This window comes from Colwellia sp. 75C3 (assembly GCF_002836255.1).
In the GTDB taxonomy this organism is placed as follows: Bacteria; Pseudomonadota; Gammaproteobacteria; order Enterobacterales; family Alteromonadaceae; genus Colwellia.
Genome location: NZ_PJAU01000031.1, coordinates 132,857 through 152,272, shown reverse-complemented (window position 1 = coordinate 152,272; position 19,416 = coordinate 132,857). Strand labels below are relative to the sequence as shown.

The 19,416-nt window shown below is 37.3% G+C and carries 16 protein-coding genes; 2 read left to right on the top strand and 14 right to left on the bottom strand.

Annotated elements, in window-relative coordinates:
* Nucleotides 1-14 precede the first annotated feature (14 nt).
* The 4 genes from CXF85_RS00750 to pgi all read right to left on the bottom strand — a co-directional run bounded on the left by CXF85_RS00750 (nt 15) and on the right by pgi (nt 7,262).
* Nucleotides 15-1,562, bottom strand: a complete 1,548-nt coding sequence (locus tag CXF85_RS00750; RefSeq protein ID WP_101226615.1) for a tryptophan halogenase family protein — start codon at nt 1,560-1,562, stop codon at nt 15-17.
* 27 nt (nt 1,563-1,589) lie between these two features.
* The gene (locus CXF85_RS00745; RefSeq protein ID WP_101226614.1) at nt 1,590-2,294 is read right to left on the bottom strand and encodes a SapC family protein; all 705 of its coding nucleotides are present in this window, start codon (nt 2,292-2,294) and stop codon (nt 1,590-1,592) included.
* Nucleotides 2,295-2,448: 154 nt separating this feature from the next.
* Nucleotides 2,449-5,082 (bottom strand): TonB-dependent receptor, encoded by a 2,634-nt coding sequence (locus tag CXF85_RS00740; protein WP_101226613.1) that lies wholly within the window; start codon nt 5,080-5,082, stop codon nt 2,449-2,451.
* A 539-nt stretch (nt 5,083-5,621) separates the two neighbouring features.
* Entirely contained in the window at nt 5,622-7,262 is a 1,641-nt protein-coding gene (gene pgi / locus CXF85_RS00735; protein WP_101226612.1) for a glucose-6-phosphate isomerase, read from the bottom strand.
* Between the two features lie 255 nt (nt 7,263-7,517).
* Here pgi and CXF85_RS00730 point away from each other — a divergent pair, with 255 nt between their 5' ends.
* Entirely contained in the window at nt 7,518-8,543 is a 1,026-nt protein-coding gene (locus CXF85_RS00730) for a LacI family DNA-binding transcriptional regulator (protein WP_101226611.1), read from the top strand.
* 197 nt (nt 8,544-8,740) lie between these two features.
* On the opposite strand, the gene CXF85_RS22925 is transcribed toward CXF85_RS00730, so the two are convergent.
* The 10 genes from CXF85_RS22925 to CXF85_RS00685 form a co-directional block, all read right to left on the bottom strand.
* Nucleotides 8,741-8,896, bottom strand: a complete 156-nt coding sequence (locus CXF85_RS22925; protein WP_198555435.1) for a hypothetical protein — start codon at nt 8,894-8,896, stop codon at nt 8,741-8,743.
* A 161-nt stretch (nt 8,897-9,057) separates the two neighbouring features.
* Nucleotides 9,058-9,408 (bottom strand): ribonuclease E inhibitor RraB, encoded by a 351-nt coding sequence (gene rraB / locus CXF85_RS00725; protein WP_101226610.1) that lies wholly within the window; start codon nt 9,406-9,408, stop codon nt 9,058-9,060.
* Between the two features lie 20 nt (nt 9,409-9,428).
* Nucleotides 9,429-10,157, bottom strand: a complete 729-nt coding sequence (locus tag CXF85_RS00720; RefSeq protein WP_101226609.1) for a 1-acylglycerol-3-phosphate O-acyltransferase — start codon at nt 10,155-10,157, stop codon at nt 9,429-9,431.
* Between the two features lie 178 nt (nt 10,158-10,335).
* On the bottom strand, nt 10,336-11,106 hold the full coding sequence (locus tag CXF85_RS00715) for a response regulator transcription factor (protein WP_101226608.1): 771 nt from the start codon (nt 11,104-11,106) through the stop codon (nt 10,336-10,338).
* A gap of 134 nt (nt 11,107-11,240) precedes the next feature.
* Nucleotides 11,241-12,386, bottom strand: coding sequence for an ABC transporter ATP-binding protein (locus tag CXF85_RS00710; RefSeq protein ID WP_101226607.1), 1,146 nt, complete (start codon nt 12,384-12,386; stop codon nt 11,241-11,243).
* Complete coding sequence (locus CXF85_RS00705) at nt 12,383-14,011, bottom strand: ABC transporter permease (protein WP_101226606.1); 1,629 nt, start codon at nt 14,009-14,011, stop codon at nt 12,383-12,385. The genes CXF85_RS00710 and CXF85_RS00705 overlap by 4 nt, the downstream gene beginning before the upstream one ends.
* On the bottom strand, nt 14,008-15,018 hold the full coding sequence (locus CXF85_RS00700) for an extracellular solute-binding protein (RefSeq protein WP_101226605.1): 1,011 nt from the start codon (nt 15,016-15,018) through the stop codon (nt 14,008-14,010). Before CXF85_RS00700 ends, CXF85_RS00705 begins: the two co-directional genes overlap by 4 nt.
* Before the next feature lie 107 nt (nt 15,019-15,125).
* Complete coding sequence (locus tag CXF85_RS00695) at nt 15,126-15,995, bottom strand: sulfite exporter TauE/SafE family protein (protein WP_101226604.1); 870 nt, start codon at nt 15,993-15,995, stop codon at nt 15,126-15,128.
* A 59-nt stretch (nt 15,996-16,054) separates the two neighbouring features.
* Nucleotides 16,055-16,570: a hypothetical protein gene (locus tag CXF85_RS00690; protein WP_101226603.1), complete on the bottom strand. Its 516-nt coding sequence runs from the start codon at nt 16,568-16,570 to the stop codon at nt 16,055-16,057.
* 125 nt (nt 16,571-16,695) lie between these two features.
* On the bottom strand, nt 16,696-18,156 hold the full coding sequence (locus tag CXF85_RS00685; RefSeq protein WP_101226602.1) for an HDOD domain-containing protein: 1,461 nt from the start codon (nt 18,154-18,156) through the stop codon (nt 16,696-16,698).
* A gap of 360 nt (nt 18,157-18,516) precedes the next feature.
* Between CXF85_RS00685 and nagB the strand changes: the two genes are divergently transcribed.
* On the top strand, nt 18,517-19,323 hold the full coding sequence (gene nagB / locus CXF85_RS00680) for a glucosamine-6-phosphate deaminase (RefSeq protein WP_101226601.1): 807 nt from the start codon (nt 18,517-18,519) through the stop codon (nt 19,321-19,323).
* Nucleotides 19,324-19,416 lie beyond the last annotated feature (93 nt).

Below are 19,416 nucleotides of genomic sequence, written 5' to 3'. Positions count from 1 at the left end.
ACTCCACTGAAAGGTTAAAGCTTCTGGGGCTTATGCAGGTTTTTCAAATAATCTCGATAAGGCATAACAATATTACTTACGTGGGTAACTCGATTGTCAAATTCATGAAACATCTTGTTATTTTCATCTTTATCCACAGCGAGATTTAGTTGTGGATAGTGTTTCATACCATATAAAACTGAGCGATAATTACTATCAGAAAACATCGTAGTATAACCTCCCCCAATATCCATAAACTCACAAACCTTGTGCTGCCAAGTAGCAAGTTTCTGCTTTAATCCATCACAATATTGAACGGTTTCACCTACCTCACGCCAAAATTCAGTGTCATCCCTATCGGTTAAACAGTAATGTAACACGATGAAGTGTTTCAGATCTTGGTAGGTACTATTCATTATTTTATTATAAGAATCACGCACAGCTTGTGCTGTATTTGTCCCGGTCAAATGAGTTCCTAATAAGCGAGCACTCGTATTAACAAGGTGTAACCCTGTTGACTCTAATGGCTCAATAAACCCTCCGGATAAACCAAGAGCAAGACAGTTACCGACCCAGAATTCTTTCAAACAGCCTATGTTCATATCAAGATGTACAGTCCGTAGTACTTCTTTTTCACGTCCATTACCTTCGTTAAGGTAATTAAGCAACTCTGTTTCTGCTTCGTCTTTGCTTAAACGATTTCCATCATAAACATACCCGGTACCTCGACGGTTCATTAAGTCTATCTGCCAAGCCCAGCCATTACTTAAAGCGGTAGCCTCTGTATAAGGTTTAGGCTCTTGATCGTCACTGTAAGCAAGTTGTACTGCAACCGCTTTATTACAAGGCAGTGCATCTTCAAAAGACTGCCAGTTGTCTTTTCTCTCTTTAACTGAGTTGATTAATAAGCCTTTGAACCCAGTACAATCTATAAATAAATCTGCGGTAAAGCTGCCTTTACTTGTGCGAACGCGTACAATGTTTTCACCTTCAACTTCAACATCATCGACCACAGCTTTTACGTGAGTAATACCGGCAGCAACACCTTTTTTAGCCATAAACGCGGCCATTTTAATCGCATCTAGATGGTAACCGTAAGGCACAACACCTTCATAAGGTCGAGAATTAGCATGCTTTGGTGACAACTTGTCTTTAATCAAATGTGGCGATATCGAGGTGGCCTCATCAAAACGTTGCTTGTTATAACCTTTACTTAGAAACCAAGCTGATGATATATCTATGCTTCGCGCAATATTTTGTTGGTCAAAGGAGTGAAAATACTCATGCGTGGAACCATCTTCATTAGGCTTCATCCAGTTACGAAACATAATGCCTGTTTTCAATGTGCCATTAGTCGCTTGCAGTAGCTCTTTTTCATCTAATCCCATAGCAGCAAAGTAACTTCGGATGCTATGCACTGTTGCTTCACCAACACCAACAGTGGGGATTTCAGGACTTTCAATCAAAGTGATTGCAACAGTAGCTTGGCTATGATTATAAAGTTTATTTAAATATAAAGCTGTCATCCAACCAGATGAGCCACCGCCAACAATTGCAATAGATTTAACTTGTTCTGAGACCATACGTCCTCCCACTACCTATAATGTTATTTACACTTCGCTTTTTAACCTAGCTAAACGACTTAACTGATGCAAAGAGCTTAAGTGATTATAAATAGGCGCTAAGTAACCTCTTTGACGAAGGATTAGAAAGTCCTCATCAGGTAAAGCTTTTAATGCTTTCTCATCAACTAAATACACACCATTAATCGAAATATTTTCATCATTTAATTTCATCGTTAAATTTTGCTCACTTAGCAATGACTTTTCGACCAACAAGTCCATAAAAGCTTTGGTAGTTTGACTATTTTCATAATAATGGCCCAAAGCGCTTTTACGCTTCTCCATATATTGTGTTTCATTACCTTTATCATCAAAAAGTGCATCCCCTTCTTCATTTGAAACAAGGTGACTGTCTTCCTTAATGACAACCTGAAGCTGACTCTCATCATTTTGGCTTGGCAATAAAGCAAATGGGTGATGCGTAATCAAAGCAGGAAGGTAGTTCGCTAACCATTTATCTTCACTGTAAAAGAGGTTTTCATTAACGGTTAAGCCGAGTAAAGCAACAGATTGAAGCTCACCTGTTTGACCATTCTTAACAAATACAATTGGCATTTCAGCACTTGCACGTGAAAACTCATGAATAATAAGCGGTACTACTTGCTGACTTTTAGCATGCTGATAGTTAGCACTAGATTTAATTTTTATTTTACTATGGCTAGCATAATTTACGGCTTGGATTGCAGAAGTCATTTAAATATCCTTGAGGTTGTTTTTTATAATTAGTTATATGAGATTATGCTGATATTTTCCAGCCTTTTTCGAATAGATCTCTCTTAAATTTTGAGCAAAAAAAAAGGGGAGTATTACTCCCCTTTTTTAAACACTATTTATAATAACTATAAGCTTAGAATCTGAAGCTTACACCCGCATTGATACGAGTAGCCATTTCATAAGAAAATAATGGGAAGCCTTGAGCAAAACCATTTGAATCATCAAACTGGTTATTACCTGTCTGTTCCGAACCAGAGCCTGTTAAATTAACAACGTCAAGTTTAAAGTCAACATTATCATTCATATGGTAAACAGCGCCAAGGTCTAAAGTACCAAATGAATCATGTAAACGGTTGCCATAAGAACCTTCTTCACGAAGCATGTACTCAGAACGGTAGTTATAAGATATACGTACAGAGAAGTCTTCATTTTCATAGAAACCTGAAGCATTCATTACATGGTCTGAACTATCACTCAAATAAGGGTTATTATCACTGAAAGTATCTGTATCAGTGCTAGTATCCGTATAAGTGTAGTTAGCCATTAAACCAAAACCGTTATCAAAGTCTTGTTGGTATTGTAATTCAAGACCAAATACTTCACCTTCTTTAGAGTTTTGTTTCTCTTGTACTGTCCAACCAGCCGCATCTTCTTCAGGGCGAAGGTCACCAGGAAAAGGACCACCAGGTAAGTTAGCTGTAGTTGATTGATACTCTGTAATACTAACAAAGTTAGCAACATCCTTCATAAACACTGTTGCGCCTAATAATGAACTTTCATTGAAGTACCATTCAACACCAATTTCAAATTGGTCAGCCATGAAAGGGTCTAAGTCTACGTTACCAACAACCCAGAATTGGTTGTTATCTAAGTTATCATTAGCACCTAAAACATTAGGGTTAACATACATATCGTTATACTGAGGACGAGCCATTGTACGAGCAGCTGCTGCACGGATAATAACATCATCAGTAAGGTTATATGCTAAGTTAGCACTTGGTAATATTTCAGCATAATCACCATCAGTGCTATTTTTAACGCCATTTTGGTAATAAGTAGAGGTAGCATCAGTCATAACATAACGTACACCAAAATTACCACGGAAGCCGCTATCGGTATTATAGTTTGCCATTAAATAAAGCGCTGTATTGGTTTCGTCAAGTTCTCTATAAGAACCTAGGTCTTCAGTTTTGCCTGTGATGCTAGCTTTTGCAATATCTTTAAAAGCATCAATATCAAAATCAGATATTTGATAATTTCCGTCACCTACATTAATAGTACCTGTTCTTAGACCTGACGTAGAAAGCATATTATCAAAACCAGCATCTTGGTCAAACTCAAAACGACGAGAAGTAGTATTGTGATCACCGTAACGGAAACCAGTTTTAATACTTGTTATAAAGTCACCATCAAGTTCATATTCAAAATCAGCTTGTAAGTATGTTTCTTCATCTGTTTTAGGCGTAGCATTAAAGTTAGAGCCTGTCCCCATAGCGAATGAGCCGGGATCATACTCAGCCATTGATTGACCAGCAATGCCATTAGGAATATCCCAAGTTTGCTGACCACCAGTAAAATCGTATGTACCACCATTAACTGGCGTACCACCATTACCATCTTCAAGTACCATTTCAAAATCAGTACCACCCGTAGATGTAGTACTACCAAATTGTACTTCTAATGTGAATGAATCACCTTCATACGTGGTTTGTAAATCAATTAAGTCTGAATTCATCGTAGCTTCACGAGGACGAGCCTGATAAAAACCAGTATATAAAGGACCTGCCGCTGGTACGCCATTACCATCCGAATTTACTGTACCGCGATCAATCCACTGAGTAGTTTCACCTCTACCAGTGTCACATTGTGCACCACCCCAACCACAATCACCTTGAGTCATCCATAAGGCGTAGTTAGTGTTGTCTGCTTCCATTTTCATATCCATCGCATTCAATACGAAAGATAAATTATCTGTAGGTGCATATTCTAAAGCGACAGTTAGCGCTTGACGTTTACGTTCTTGTTCAAATGCAACAGGACCCGCGCCCCACTGCCAAAAAGCTTCATTACCTTGACGCTGTAATTCACGTTCTTGCATTACACCAGAAACCATTACACCAAAGTTTTCATCTTCATTTTTCCAGCTATACATAGCAGAAATTTGAGGATCAACTGACTCTGAATCATCTGAGTATTGCGCTTCAACAGAAGCATAAGCGCTGTTAGCGTCTAATTCTAGAGGCGTACGTGTATTAACAACAACCGTACCACCAACACCACCTTCGATAAGATCAGCTTGTGATGTTTTATAAACTTCTAAATCACCTACGATTTCTGAAGGAAGTAATTCATAGTTGAAACTACGTTTTGCAGGTTCAAGTACAAACCAGCCAGTAGATGCAACGTTTTGACCATTTAAAGTTGTTTTAGTAAATTCTGCACCAGCACCACGAATTGATACTGAAGAGCCTTCACCGAATTGACGTTGAATAGTAACACCAGGAATACGTGCTAAAGAATCAGCAACGTTTTTATCTGGAAATTTACCAATATCTTCTGAGCTAATTACATCAACAACGCCATCAGCAAATCGTTTAGCATTTACGTTAGCTTTTAAGCTACCTCGAATACCAGTTACTTGAATGACTTCTACGTCGTCTTTATTAACTGCCGCTTCTTCAGCAGCAATAGCTTGTGATGATACACCAGCTAAGATCATAGCAATTGAACTAGCTAATACGCCTTTTTTAAATGTTTTAGTTGACATCGACTTTCCCTTACACACGTTTTGTTTTTAGAATGTTATTATTTTAGCTTCGTTAGAATATTATTTTTTTAGCTTAAAATAATTTATTTAGTTTACGACAGCGCTGTCAATATTTAATGACAACGCTGTCATAAGACTTGATAAACCATACCGTGTATTATTACGTTTGACCAGAATAAATTAACCAAAAAACACGAAATGATTACAAAAAATAACAAGACCACTGAATTTAAAGGGTTTATTGTTTATATTTATTTGTTACTAAACTGTTAACTAACTAAATAGTTATCACTTTTTGTATAAAAAGAAGACACGAAATACTGATTTATGAATTTTTATACCATTTTTTGGAATAATAAATCATTTCAATAGAGAGGGGATGTTTGATAATTATTATGCTGTGTTATTTGATCTACAGATAAAAAAAAGCTAAGGCCATATTAATAGCATTAGCTTTTAGTAATTTTGTTTGTTCTAGCTAAGCTTTATAGCCCTTAGCGGTACTATTGTGGATTAACTAGTTGAAACTGATTGAAATGTTATTTTGCTAATTGGTAAAACTTAAGCAAACTTGACGTTGAACAATCATGCTGCTCAGAAATATTATCAGTTTGTAGTTCATTTTGTATCTCAGCGGCAAGACCTTTACCAAGCTCAACCCCCCATTGATCAAAAGAACATATCTGTAAGATAATACCTTGAACAAATATCTTATGTTCATAAGCCGCAATTAAACTACCTAAATTTCTAGGGTTAATACACTTCAATAAAATGGTATTAGTGGGTCTATTACCTTTATGTACTTTATGTGGCGCAACTTTATCGATGTAATCTGCATCGCGACCTTTGGCTTTTAAATCTGCACGTACCTGATCTTCATTAACACCAACCATCAGTGCTTGTGTTTGCGCAAAGAAGTTAGCCATCAAAGTTTCATGATGCCCTTTCACTGGTGTAACACTTTTAACTGAGCCGATAAAGTCAGCAGGCACTACATTGTTACTTTGATGCAGGTATTGGTAAAAGGCATGTTGACCATTAATACCTAACTCGCCCCAAATAGAAGGTACGGTAGCATAATCAATTTCATCGCCATCCCAACTAACCGACTTACCATTACTTTCCATTTCAGCTTGTTGTAAATATGCCGTTAGCATATGTAATGTCTGATCGTAAGGTAAAATAGCTTGTGATTGTGATCCAAGGAAAGTGGTATTCCAAACACTAATCAATGCAAGAATGGCTGGGAAATTCTCTTTTAACGGAGCGCTGATAAAGTGCTGATCCATGTCATGTGCACCGCTAAGTAACTCTTCAAACTTATCGAAGCCTAGATCAAGCGCTACCGCAAGACCAATTGCTGACCATAAAGAAAAACGACCACCAACCCAATCCCACATATCAAAAATATTTTGTTCTTCGATACCGAAGCTCATAGCATTTTCTTTATTGGCTGTTACGGCAACAAAGTGTTTCGCAACTGAGTTCTCATTAAAAGAAGCACTCGTTAGCCAATTAATAGCGGTACGCGCATTCGTCATAGTTTCTGTGGTAGTAAAGGTTTTACTTGAAACAATAAACAGTACTTTTTCAGGCTCTAATGGGCGCAGTACATCAGCAATTTGCGCGCCATCAACGTTAGATACGTAATGAACATTAACGCTGCCGTCGCTATAGTGTTTTAAAGCTTCCGTGACCATTTGAGGACCAAGATTTGAACCACCGACACCAATGTTAACTATATCGGTAATACGTTTGCCTGAGTAGCCTAACCAATGTCCTTGGCGTACTTTATTAACAAAAACTTCCATTTCAGCGAGCTGATTTTGAACATGGTCAGTGACATTTTCACCATCAATAATAAGTGGCTCATCACTTTGACGACGCAAAGCGGTATGCAATACTGCGCGGTCTTCTGTTTTGTTAATTTTCTCACCAGCAAACATTTTAGCTCGCCAATCACAAACCTTTGTCTCTTCAGCCAAGGCTAATAATGCATCTAATGTTTCGCTGTCTATTAGGTTTTTAGAGTAATCGAGCAGCATGTTTGGCAATTCTATCGAGAACTTATTGAAACGCTCATCGTCTTGCGCAAACAAATCATTCATGTGTTGCGATTTTTTATCTTGGGCAAGTTGCTGAAGCTTTTTCCAGCTAGCTAGTGTTTGACGCGATGACATACTAATTCCTATAAGGTGGTTTAGACACAATTATCGACTTCATCACGATAGTTAAGTTGAGTATTTGCTCGATTTAACCATTATGACCTGTGAAAATTTCATGGTACCCTATAAAAAAATGACAGCGCTGTCAATTGTTAATACCTTAAATAATACTGTAAATGCCAGTAGATTACTACAGAACAGCCGTGTAATAATAACAAGACTCCTGGTTCAACCAGTGATATATAATAATAAGCACAAGGTTACCTGCAGATGAAAGCGACTATAAATGACGTAGCAAAACAAGCTGGCGTATCAATAAAAACTGTTTCACGTGTTATTAACAATGAAACTTCAGTACGTCAATTAACAAGAGAAAAAGTACAACTCGCGGTAGATGAACTAAATTATCAACCTAACTTATCAGCACGTAACTTAGCTGGTGCAAAATCATTCTCTGTTGCTTATATTTACGATAACCCAAACGCTTATTACATCATTGATATGCAAGAAGGGATATTATCAGCCTGTAAAAAGCAAGGTTTTGAGTTATTGATCCACCCTTGTGATGCAAAAAATGAAAACATTACTGAAGAGGTGGTAAACATGGTTAAGCATGCACGTATTGCTGGCTTAATTTTAACCCCACCTTTATCTGAAATGCCTGAATTTGTGAAATCGTTAGTCGACCTCGATGTTAAGGTGGTGCGAATTATGTCTGGTGACGTTGCTCCTGATGAGCTTAGTCCCTGTGTTATGGTCAACGATAGAGAAGCTGCGCAAACTATTACTCAGCATCTTATTGACTTAGGGCATAAAGATATTGCTTTTATTGCCGGTGATGCAAAACATATGTCGACTATTGAACGCTATAAAGGTTATAGAAAAGCATTGAAGGCAAGTAACATTGACTTTAATAAGTCGCTCATTATAGAGGGGGATTACTCTTTTGATTCAGGGGTCAGTGGTGCAAAACAGTTGATGTCTACAGAGGGTAATAATACTCGCCCTACCGCCATTTTCTCTTGTAACGATGAGATCGCAGCTGGGGCATTATTTGCAGCACGATTAATGAATATATCGATACCAGAACAACTATCTATTGTCGGTTTTGAAAACAGCCCTTTCTCTCGACAAACTTGGCCAAAGCTGACGACTGCAGATCAACCCAATGGTCAAATAGCTGAAGATGCGGCAAATTTACTATTAAGCCAAGTTCGCAAGCAAAAAAATCAAGTGACCATTAGCCAATATGTACCAAAACTTATTGTGAGAGACTCAAGTGCGCAGTGTAATTAGTTGCTGAGGAATAAAACGTTAGGTTAACAGGAAGCTTAAAATTCTGTCTATAGCAGTGAGTTCTCACTGCTTCAGTTTCATGTATATGAAGCTAAATCATACCAATTCTACTAATCTTACATCAGTGAAGAGATTTAAACTGGCTGATAGCAACTTATAAAGAAAGTTGAATTTAGTAGGGCTTTCACCTTCAAATATTACTTAATATTAAAAGAATCGTCTATCTTTTTCATTTTAGCTAAATGGTTTAAGTGCGCTTTTCTTGCCGCAAAGACAAAGATAGTGACAACTAAAGTGATTGAGAGAGCTAGTACGGTAGGTTCTTGTGATAGTGTTCTGCTAAGCCATTCCATGGTTTACTTTCCTTAGTATTTAAGATATTAATAATTTCAAATATCAGCTAGTGTATCTTATCACCAGCAAGCCAGTTTAAAAAACTGGCTAGTTATGTTGCACATTTTAAAATATTTTGTACAAGTGTTCAAGCCTTAGAGTATTTTCCTAACCCTTAACGCTATTCTTCAAAGTACGTACCCCAACCATCATAGTCAACGCCACATTTTTTTGCCAGTTCAAACATAGCTTGAGTTTCTTTTTTGATCAAGTCCACATCCAACATTTGTTCTGTTGCAATATCAAAAGCAAAAACTTTATCGCCATTTTCTAATTCAGCTTCTTCTGGCTCTTCAATCTCAAAACCAAGTTTAAATGCTGCAATAGCCGCTTTTTCTAATACATCAAAATCACTGCTGGCAAAGTGATGCTCTATGGTGTGATAAACTTCTTCATTAGTGCCATCACCAAGCAACTCAGCAATTAACATCTCGGTATGGGCAAACCATTCTTGTAATTCTTCATCAATCATCTTTATTACCTATTTATATGTTATTTGTTATGATAAGCCGCTGCTTCAACTGATAATTTTTCTATTTTATCAGACATTAATCCATGGACTTCATTTACTACTGAGCGTAAGTTTTCGCGGCTTGAATCATTAAGCTGAATCGGGTCTAGAAATTCGATAATAATTTTACCATTATCCCAACGGTTTAAGTTGATAGTACCAACTTGGTTACTGGCACAAATAGGTACAATCGGTACATTTGCTTGAATAGCTGTTCGAAAAGCACCTGTTTTTAATGGTAACAGACCTTTACCTCGGCTACGGGTACCTTCTGGAAACATCCAGATAGAAAGTTTATCTTTCTTTATTTTATCTGCCGTTAATTCAATGGTATTCATTGCTTTACTAGTGTTTTTACGATCAATCAGAATATTGCCTGATAACCAATACATTTGTCCGAAAAACGGGATCCACTTTAAGCTTTTTTTCCCGACACTCACCGTACCAGGTAATACAGCATTAGCATGAGTGAAAAGATCATAGCTGTTCTGATGATTTGCCATATAGACAACAGGACCAATATCTTTAACCGATTCAGGAATTCTCACCTCTACATCAATACCAAGAAGTTTAGGGACTTTCCCTAGAAATCTCGCTGTGTGATAAACATTATTACGGTGAAAAGGACGCAATATTGAATAAAAAACAGAAATGGTGCAAATGATGACCAGCGCCAAGGTCATTAAAAAAACGCGTATTACAGCTAGCAAAGAAAGCTCCAGCATTGGTAGCTAAAAAAAGATTATGGGCGAGTATACAGAAAAACAAATAATAAGGTAAAGCTATTATCTATTTATCATAATAAAAGGGCGTGCATGATAAAATCATGCACTGAGAGCCTAATATTTTAGACTGTTTCGCGTACAATAACTGTATTTAGCAATGGAGCTAGGCGGTAGTATTGCTAAACATATAACCTTGGCCCCAAACTGTTTCTATCTGGTTATGCTTCATACCTGCTACAGTCAGTTTCTCACGTAATTGAGACATTCTTACATCAAGTGTTCGTTCCACACCATTATATACCCGTTTTAGTAGGGTGTTATAAAGCTGGTCTCGAGACAAAATCTTTCCTTGATGTTCAATGAGTGACTTCAGTAAATTAAATTCGAAGGTGGTTAGTTTCACCATATCACCATTAATAAAGCACTTTTGTGATTTAGGTTGTAAACAAACCTCCCCCACCGTCAAGCTAGCTAATTCAACTTGATTTACTTTATTGTTTTGACGACGAAACAACGCCTTAACTCGCATCATTAAGATTCGACTATCGATAGGTTTAACTACATAGTCATCGGCTCCTAGCTTAAATGCATCCATATGTTCTTGTTCACTATCCGAATTTGATACGATAACAAGTAGACCATCAAATAAGGCGCGAACATCACGTATAATTAAAAGCTGTGCGCTATCAGCAAAGCCGATATCTAACACAATCATATTTGGTCGGTTGTCTACTAAGTAACTATTCAATTCCTGAGTTAGGACTTCACCTGTGCTTATTTTTGTAGTTTGGTACTCTGATTTATCACCATTAATAAAAAAGGCTTTACTGAGGTAATGATCATTCTCAATCAACAGTAATTTTTGCTGTAATTGATTATCATTGTTAGTTTCAAGTGGTTGTGTATTTTCAACAAGCTCAATACTTGATGCCATGACAGTCTCCTTAAAATTAAACGACTTTTATAATTTTATCTAATGATTAAATTATAAAAGTAAAGTCGTGAAGAGACTGTAATAGCTTGTAATGGAACTGTAACACCTTGCAACAGGCCGGGATTATTAAAAGATTAATGATTGTTATTGAAAAATAAAAAATCATGCGGCTTAATACTTACCGCCACTTGTTGCTTTAATGATAGCGCGATATCGCTGTATAAACTCAGCTTATCAAATGCCATAGACTTATCCGTAGCGGCGTCATCGAGACTACTAAGGTAATAGTGATAACCTTGCTCGGTTACACTAATATATTCAACTTGTGCATTGGCTTTAGCATTCGTATTTTCGTCATCTAAAATATTAAGTAACAAATTAGCGGGCTTGACCAGTAAATACACTAAGCTGTCTTTCTTATCACTTCGATTATCTATATCAAGCTTGCCTAACAAGCTCTGCGCACCTGCTGCATTGACTTGGCAAGGAAGCCAACTGCCAAGCTGTAAAAAATCAGCTACTTGATAACTATTAGGTTGTTGGCAAATAATACTAGGCGCATCAAATTGTAATAACCTACCTTGTGCCATCACTGCCATTTTATCAGCAAAGGTGAATACTTCATCTTTGTTATGAGTTACAAAAATAGCCGTCGTCTTAAACTGCTTTAACAACTGCCTGATTTCTACCATCAATTCATTTCTAAGGCGGGCATCAATATTTGAAAAAGGTTCATCAAGTAATAGTAATTTAGGCTTCGGTGCTAACGCTCTCGCAATAGCTACACGTTGCTGCTGGCCACCAGAAAGCTGATGAATATAACTGTCGCTGTGATCGGTTAGCTTTAATATAATGAGTAACTGCTCAATTTGTTCAAGTTGCTCTATTTTGCTTAGTTTACTTATGCCAAAAGCAATATTCTCTTTTACTGTTAAATGAGGGAATAACGCATAGTCTTGGAAAATCATACCGACTTGACGTTGCTCTGCCGGTACACAATGCTCGCCATCACTCAGTCCATTACTACTGAGTAAATGACCATCAACAACTATCTTTCCTTTCGTTGGTTTACTAAAACCAGCGATAGCATTAAGCAAGGTTGTTTTACCGCAACCACTAGCGCCAACGAGCCCTAAAATATCGCCTTCATTAAGACTTAAATCCAAGGCAGATAAAATCACTTTATCTTGCAGTACTACAGAAAGTTTTTGGATAGTTAGCTGAGCATTAGACTCGGCAGGTAAATCGGTGGCTGACTGGGTAGTTAACAACGTGGTCATGCTTTTTCCTTACTCTTATTCAGTAGCACTATAGGCAATAAGCCGAACAATACAATGAGGATAGCGCCCAAGGCACCTTGCTCTAACATTTCATCAGAAATCAACTGATAAATTTGGCTACTTAACGTTTCAAAATTAAAGGGGCGCAATAGTAATACTGCGGGTAATTCTTTCATTGCTTCAACAAAAACTAATAACCATGCCACCAGTATTGCTGGTGTTAAAATAGGTAGATGTACCTTGGCTAAACTCCCCTTCAGGTTTACGCCTAACGTTGCCGGAGCATAATCTAGTGATTGGGGTATTTGTTTTATGCCACTAGCAATGGTGCCGTTAGCTATCGCTGAAAAACGTACTACCAGCGCAAATACAATAGCAAACAGCGAACCTGATAAAATTAGCCCTGGCGCGCTAAACCCTAAAAATTCAGCAACCCCGTTGATCCAATGATCGAGTGGACCTAAAGTTGACAACATAGCCATAGCTAGCACAGTTCCGGGTACCGCATAACCAAAGCCAGATATCAATTGTGGGATTTTACGATATTTATCATTGTGTAAACGCTGATATAAACCTAATGATAAAGCAATAACTACCGCAATTGTCGCCGCAAATACTGACACCTTTAATGAATTGACACCGGTAGACAATAAAACAGATAACTGTGCAACATCACTGTATTGAACCGCCATAATAATCAACAAGGTTAACGGTAATAAAAAACCTAAAATGACCAGTGCCCAGCAAAAAATACTGGCAATAAATTGTTGGCTAACAGACAACTGAATAAGTTCTCTATTTAAGTTAGGTCTAGCGCTCTGATGACGTAACCCTGCCCTGCTTCGTTGCTCTGCTAACACCACAAACAACACTAATAACATCAAAATACTGGCTAAGGCATTAGCCGCACCAAGATCGCCATAACCAAGCCAAGTATCATAAATTGCTGTGGTTAAGGTATTAACAGAAAAATATTGTACGGTAGCAAAATCTGCTAAGGTTTCCATCAAGACAAGACTCGCCGAAACAGCGATAGCAGGTCTTGCTAATGGTAGAGCAACTTTAAAGAAACTTTGTTTTGCGGTTAAGCCGAGTAATCGACTCGCGCGAATTAAATTTTGATCTTGTTGTTCAAAAGCGCCACGCGTTAGCATATAAATATAGGGAAATAACACCAGTGCCAGCATTAAAGCAGCACCGGGTAAGGTACGAATATCAAAAAACCAATAATCATTTGGCGATTGCCAATCAAACCAGCCTCTCAAAGCACGCTGAACTGGGCCAGCATAATCAAATAAATCAGTATATAAGTAAGCAACTAAATAGGCAGGCATAGCTAAGGGTAAGAGTAACAACCAACGCAACTGTTGCTTAAAAACAATGTTGGTTTGTGTGATGATGGCGGCACTAAAGACGCCAAAAAACAACGCCAATAACACCACCCAAAAGGCAAGTAATAAAGTATTTTCAAGATAACTCGGTAGCACTGTTTGCCATAAATGGACAAACAGCTGCGTTGAAGCACTAACGCCACCGACTAGCATAACCAACACAGGCACTATCAATACCAGTGCAATTAAATAGCTAGATAACTTCCATGATCTGCTGTTATACAGTGCTATCACAAATCAAACTGTGCTTGATCTAATAGCTTCAATGCTGTTTTACGGTTTTTAGCAATATCTTCTAACGGTAAAGCATCTGCTTTATAACTTCCCCAAGAAGCAACGAGCTTAGATACTGCAACGCCCTCTCGAACAGGGTATTCCATATTTGTTTGTGCGTATAACGCTTGCGCAGGCTTAGAGACTAAAAATTCCATTAACGCTTGAGCATTTTTTGCGTTAGGGGCATATTTAGCCATAGCAACGCCTGAGATATTAATATGGGCACCGCGATTTTTTTGGTTAGGAAAATTAATATACACTTCATCAGCCCAAGTCTTTTGCTTTTCATCTTTTAGCATTTTGCCAAAGTAGTAGCTATTACCTAAAGAAATATCACACAGTTTTTGATGAATCGCTTGTACTTGGCCACGATCACTACCCTGAGGTTTGCGCGCTAAATTATTCTTAACTTTTTTCAACCAATCTAATGTGTATGTCTCGCCATGCTCACTGATCATAGAAGCAACTAAAGCAACATTGTATGGGTGTTTACCACTGCGCGTACAAATACGGCCTTTATATTTTTCATCCGCTAGATCTTCATAATTTAAATCCAGTTTCCCTAAACGTTTCGCTGAATAAATATTACGAACCCGCGTAGTTAAAGCAAACCAAGTATTGTCTTGTGCTTGGTATTGTTTAGGAATTGAATTACTTAATATTGAAGAGTTAACTGGTTGTACTAAATCCTTATCGCGTAATTCAATCAAGCGACTTATATCTGTGGTGAGTAAGATATCCGCAGGACTATATTTACCTTCACGCGCTAAACGTTCAGCCATCCCCTTTTTAGCGAAAACCACATTAACTTTAATACCGGTGTTTTCGGTGAATTGGCTAAATAAAGGTTCAACAAGGAAAGGTTGTCGGTATGAATAAACGTTCACTTCCTCACTAGCATTAGCGATAAAACTTGTTGTAAAAAAGATAGCAACAAACAAGGTGATAAACAGTTTTTTAAACATAAGTCGTGTCTCAATAAAATACAGTGAGCGGATTGTACAAGGACAGCAAAGGCTGTCAAGGTTTTTGAGAATAACTCTCATTAAGAAATATTTTAGATCATTATCTTTTAACTTAACCCCACAGCACCACTTAACAGCAACCAACAAGCAAAAAACAACTTCAACTTAGTGGCCGATAAATGCGTGACAACGGTTTTAGCGAATAGCCCGCCCAATACAGCCCCTGGACCTGCAAATAAAACAACTTGCCAATAAACATCACTATTAACTTGTGCGATTGCCGTCCACACTGTGATGGCGGAAACGATTACCGCTGCGGCTACCGCCATACTAATGTCAAAATGGCGTAACAATAAATATATAACTAAGAGCTCGCCAACACCAACACTTAACCACGCAGTAACGGCACCACCAAATAAACCTATAAGCACCATAGCTATATAATCAACATAATATAGCTGACTACGCTCACGATGAGGTTGTAATAAATAGATAGTTAAGATGATGAAAAACCCTAACAGCAATGAAAACCAACTAAAACTAAGAGGTAAAGCAGCAGGAGAATTAACCTGATAAATAAACACCGCATTAAGACCTATTATCGAAGCAATAGTCGTCACACAAATAATGCGTTTAAAGCCTTGCCATAAACGTAACTCTGTTTTTTCAGTTTTATAATGATGCCACCATGTGACAGCACCCGCAGTCATACCAAAGCATTGAATAGCAAAACTTGTAGCAATGGATTGTTGTTCAGTAAAGTTAAGCTGAGTAAACATGGGAATAAATACCACGCCACCGCCAGCTCCGGTTGAGTTGGCAAAAATAGCACCTATAGTCCCTAAGAAGGTGAATAAACGATAATCGGCTAATTCAGCTAAAGCATAGCTCGAGCTCAAAAGTAAGCCGGTCCATAATACTAAAAACAGCACTATAAACTTAGGGTTTGATAAGCGCATAAATGATTCTTTAGACATAGGTACTTAACTTCAACTTAGCTATTTCAACTTATCTACTTCAATTTAACTGAGTTACTCTAAGCAATAATGGGGTTTTTACTCATAATAAAAGCGCTAGCTTCATCAGGTAAACATGCTTTAGATATATAACTTTTACTGGCAATATCTTTACCGGTAACGCTTTTACCCAAGCTAAAGGAAATAACAAAACCTAAATTGGTTTCAGTGACTAGCGTCACATCAGGCCACAAAATTCGACTGTTTATATGAAATGATTCAGTCAATATACCCTGTTCATCAATAGTCAGTTTTACTTCACTGTTGGAGGCTTTACTAAGCATCTGCCTAATCACCCACCAAGGCTTATGATAATAAACACTAATTGATTCAAGTATCCCTAAAGCAATAACGAACCAAGCAGCATAAGGGTTTACTGGCGTAGCAAACAAAATTATCAAACCAAATACAGTTAAAACATTAGCTTTGAAGTATGTTTTTTTATCGTGAGTCAAAGTGCTAGATTGCGTATAGCATTCAGTGTAATGAGCTTTATCTAAAATAAAGCGGGCAGAAAAAGTGTTAGATTGTGTCATTAAAATTATTGGCGCTTTAGGCATTGAACTAAAAAATTATCACTAGTTTATCAGAAGAGTTAATGAAACGAGAAACTAATTGAAATAGCTCTTTGCTTTTATCACTAGTAGCAGGTGAAGTCGATTTATTGGTTATATCGGATCATAGTGAGACACATATTAAGATGGTCTATAAAGCTGCAAACTTGTTGGAAGTCTTCTTTAGGTATTTTTTCATTACCTGTCAATCGCTGTATACATATCAAACCTATCGCTTTACGCCCTATTTTCACCGGAATAAAAGCTACCGTGCCACCATCAATGAGATCACTAATCTCTTCAGTGATTAAATGACACCAACGCACATCTTGCTGATCATTAATCAGAACAGAGGTGTCCGAGTTAAGCACCCTGCCAATTACATTATCAACCTGCTTAATATCAATATTGATTTTTTTGTCATCGTCTCGTGCATTTTTATCAACGACTAACCGTGACTTAACCCTTGCTCTATCATCAACTAGCATTAAAAATGAGCTGCGATCAAACGTGAATATATTAGCTATATCTTCCAATGCTAACTGAAAATATTCATTAAAATCTTTGCTATGTTGCATCAGTTTAGTGAGCTTCATAAAACTTTTTAGTAAAGATTTATCTCTATTTTCAGACTCTGGCGTGTCCACAGGTTCGATCTCAACGGAAAAATCTTTGCTGGTAGGTAAACTATTAATACGCTCAGTTAATATTTCTGCACTGTATGATGAAAGCAATTCATCTGCTTGCTCTCGCGTATGATCGATTCTTACCATGAGTTGCCTAACCGTAATATTCATGATTTTGGCAATGTCTGCTAATAAACGACGATAGTCTAATTCGCTTCCCTCTGGCTTTGCAATAATACTGCTGAGCCTATCAGCAAAGTAGATTATTTTCACTTCGTTGGTGCGCGTAGTCGGTTGGTCCAGCGCTTTGATTAATAGATCACTCAATCCCCAATTTCCCGCAAGACCTTTACTTAATTCATTAAAGCTTATACCCATTTCTTGCTGACAGTATTGATTAAAATCTTTTGTCGATTTCGCCTCATAACTTGCCAATTTTTTAGCGACATCACCACCCGCGCTCCAAAAAGCGGTTTCACCTATCCGGTACAACATAGCAGCAAGGTAAAGTTCTTCTTGCATTTCATCGCTATAATTAGGCACCATCATTTTAGCTAACATACCGGCATAAAATGAATTAGCCATAAGTTGAGTTAAATGCTCATAAACATTCAAATCAAGATTCTTCGACGCTAATAAGCTAGAGACTAACTTTGACGTTAAGCAAATATTTTTAACCGTTTGAGTACCTAGAACTACCGTAGCACGTGAGACTGTGGTGACTTTATTAACACTAAGATGCTGGATATTATTAGCGACTTTAAGCAAGCATGAAGACAGCCCTTGGTCATGTAAAATGGCTTCACTTAACTTGGCTAACGATGACTTATCATCATTAGAAAAGGTATCTAGCATTCTAGCGGTAGAAGTAATAGCAGGTAATTCACTATTAGCGATAAGGTCAATCCATTGCTCTGTAGTTCGTAACCCTTTATTGCTCATGACAATTTCTCAATGATTATCTTTAGTAAAGCATGGATATTATAATGCACCCAATTAGTAAATATGTCTAAATCTTTAACAAAAGAACTCTTTTGTATGTACCCATGATAGCTCAAAAATTCAGCCTCCAGAGTACTTTAGCTATTTCGACGCTATAATGTAGTGATATTAATACCAACTGAAATATAGCACTCTGATTTTGAAAAGGGTTATAGGAATTATAGATAACTATTAACAAATAGCATTAACAATTGACAGCGCTGTCATTTTTTAATAATGTAACCTAATAGTTACCATGCTAAAAGTTCCTCGCTTTAAATACAGTGATGCTTTATTAATTCAATTTTCTAAGGAAAAAACATGCAAGTTATTATTTTTGATGATGCACAACAAGTTGCACAAAGTGCAGCAGAATGGGTTGCAGAGTTAATCAATAAAAAATCAAACCCTGTTTTAGGTTTAGCTACAGGCAGTACGCCTATTAGTCTTTATCAAGAATTGGTTAATAAGCACAAAGCTGGCGAACTTAGTTTTAGTAACACGACAAGTTTCAATTTAGATGAATACTTAGGCATTGATGAAACAAATGAACAGAGTTACCGTCATTTTATGAATGTAAACTTGTTCAATCATGTTGATATTGATAAATCTAAGACCTTTGTACCAACATGTAACAATGGTGAAAACCCAAGAGAACAAGGCTTAGCTTACGAAGATAAAATTTCTCAAGCTGGCGGTGTCGATTTACAAATTTTAGGTATTGGTGCAAATGGCCATATTGGTTTTAATGAACCAACGTCAAGCTTATCATCACGTACTCGCATTAAAACACTGACTCAACAAACCATTGATGATAACAGTCGTATGTTTGCTGCTGATGAATTTCAACCAACGTTAGCCATGACAATGGGTATTGCTACCATCCTTGATGCGAGATATGTATTACTGATGGCTACGGGTAAGAATAAAGCCAAAGCAGTAAAAGATATGGTAACAGGTGCATTATCTGCAGCTTGTCCAGCATCTGCGTTACAGTTGCATGAAAATGCGATTATCTTACTTGATAAAGAAGCGGCAAGTGAATTAGAAGATCAAGACTATTATATCTGGGCAAATAAGCAAAACCTCAAGATAAACCGAGAGTTTGGCTTGTACCATAACTACTAACATCATTACGAATAAAGTTAAGTAGGCTAACTTACCTAACTTTATTTTTCGTAAGAAAGAAAAAAGGCTCACGTTAATTAATTGATTAACGTG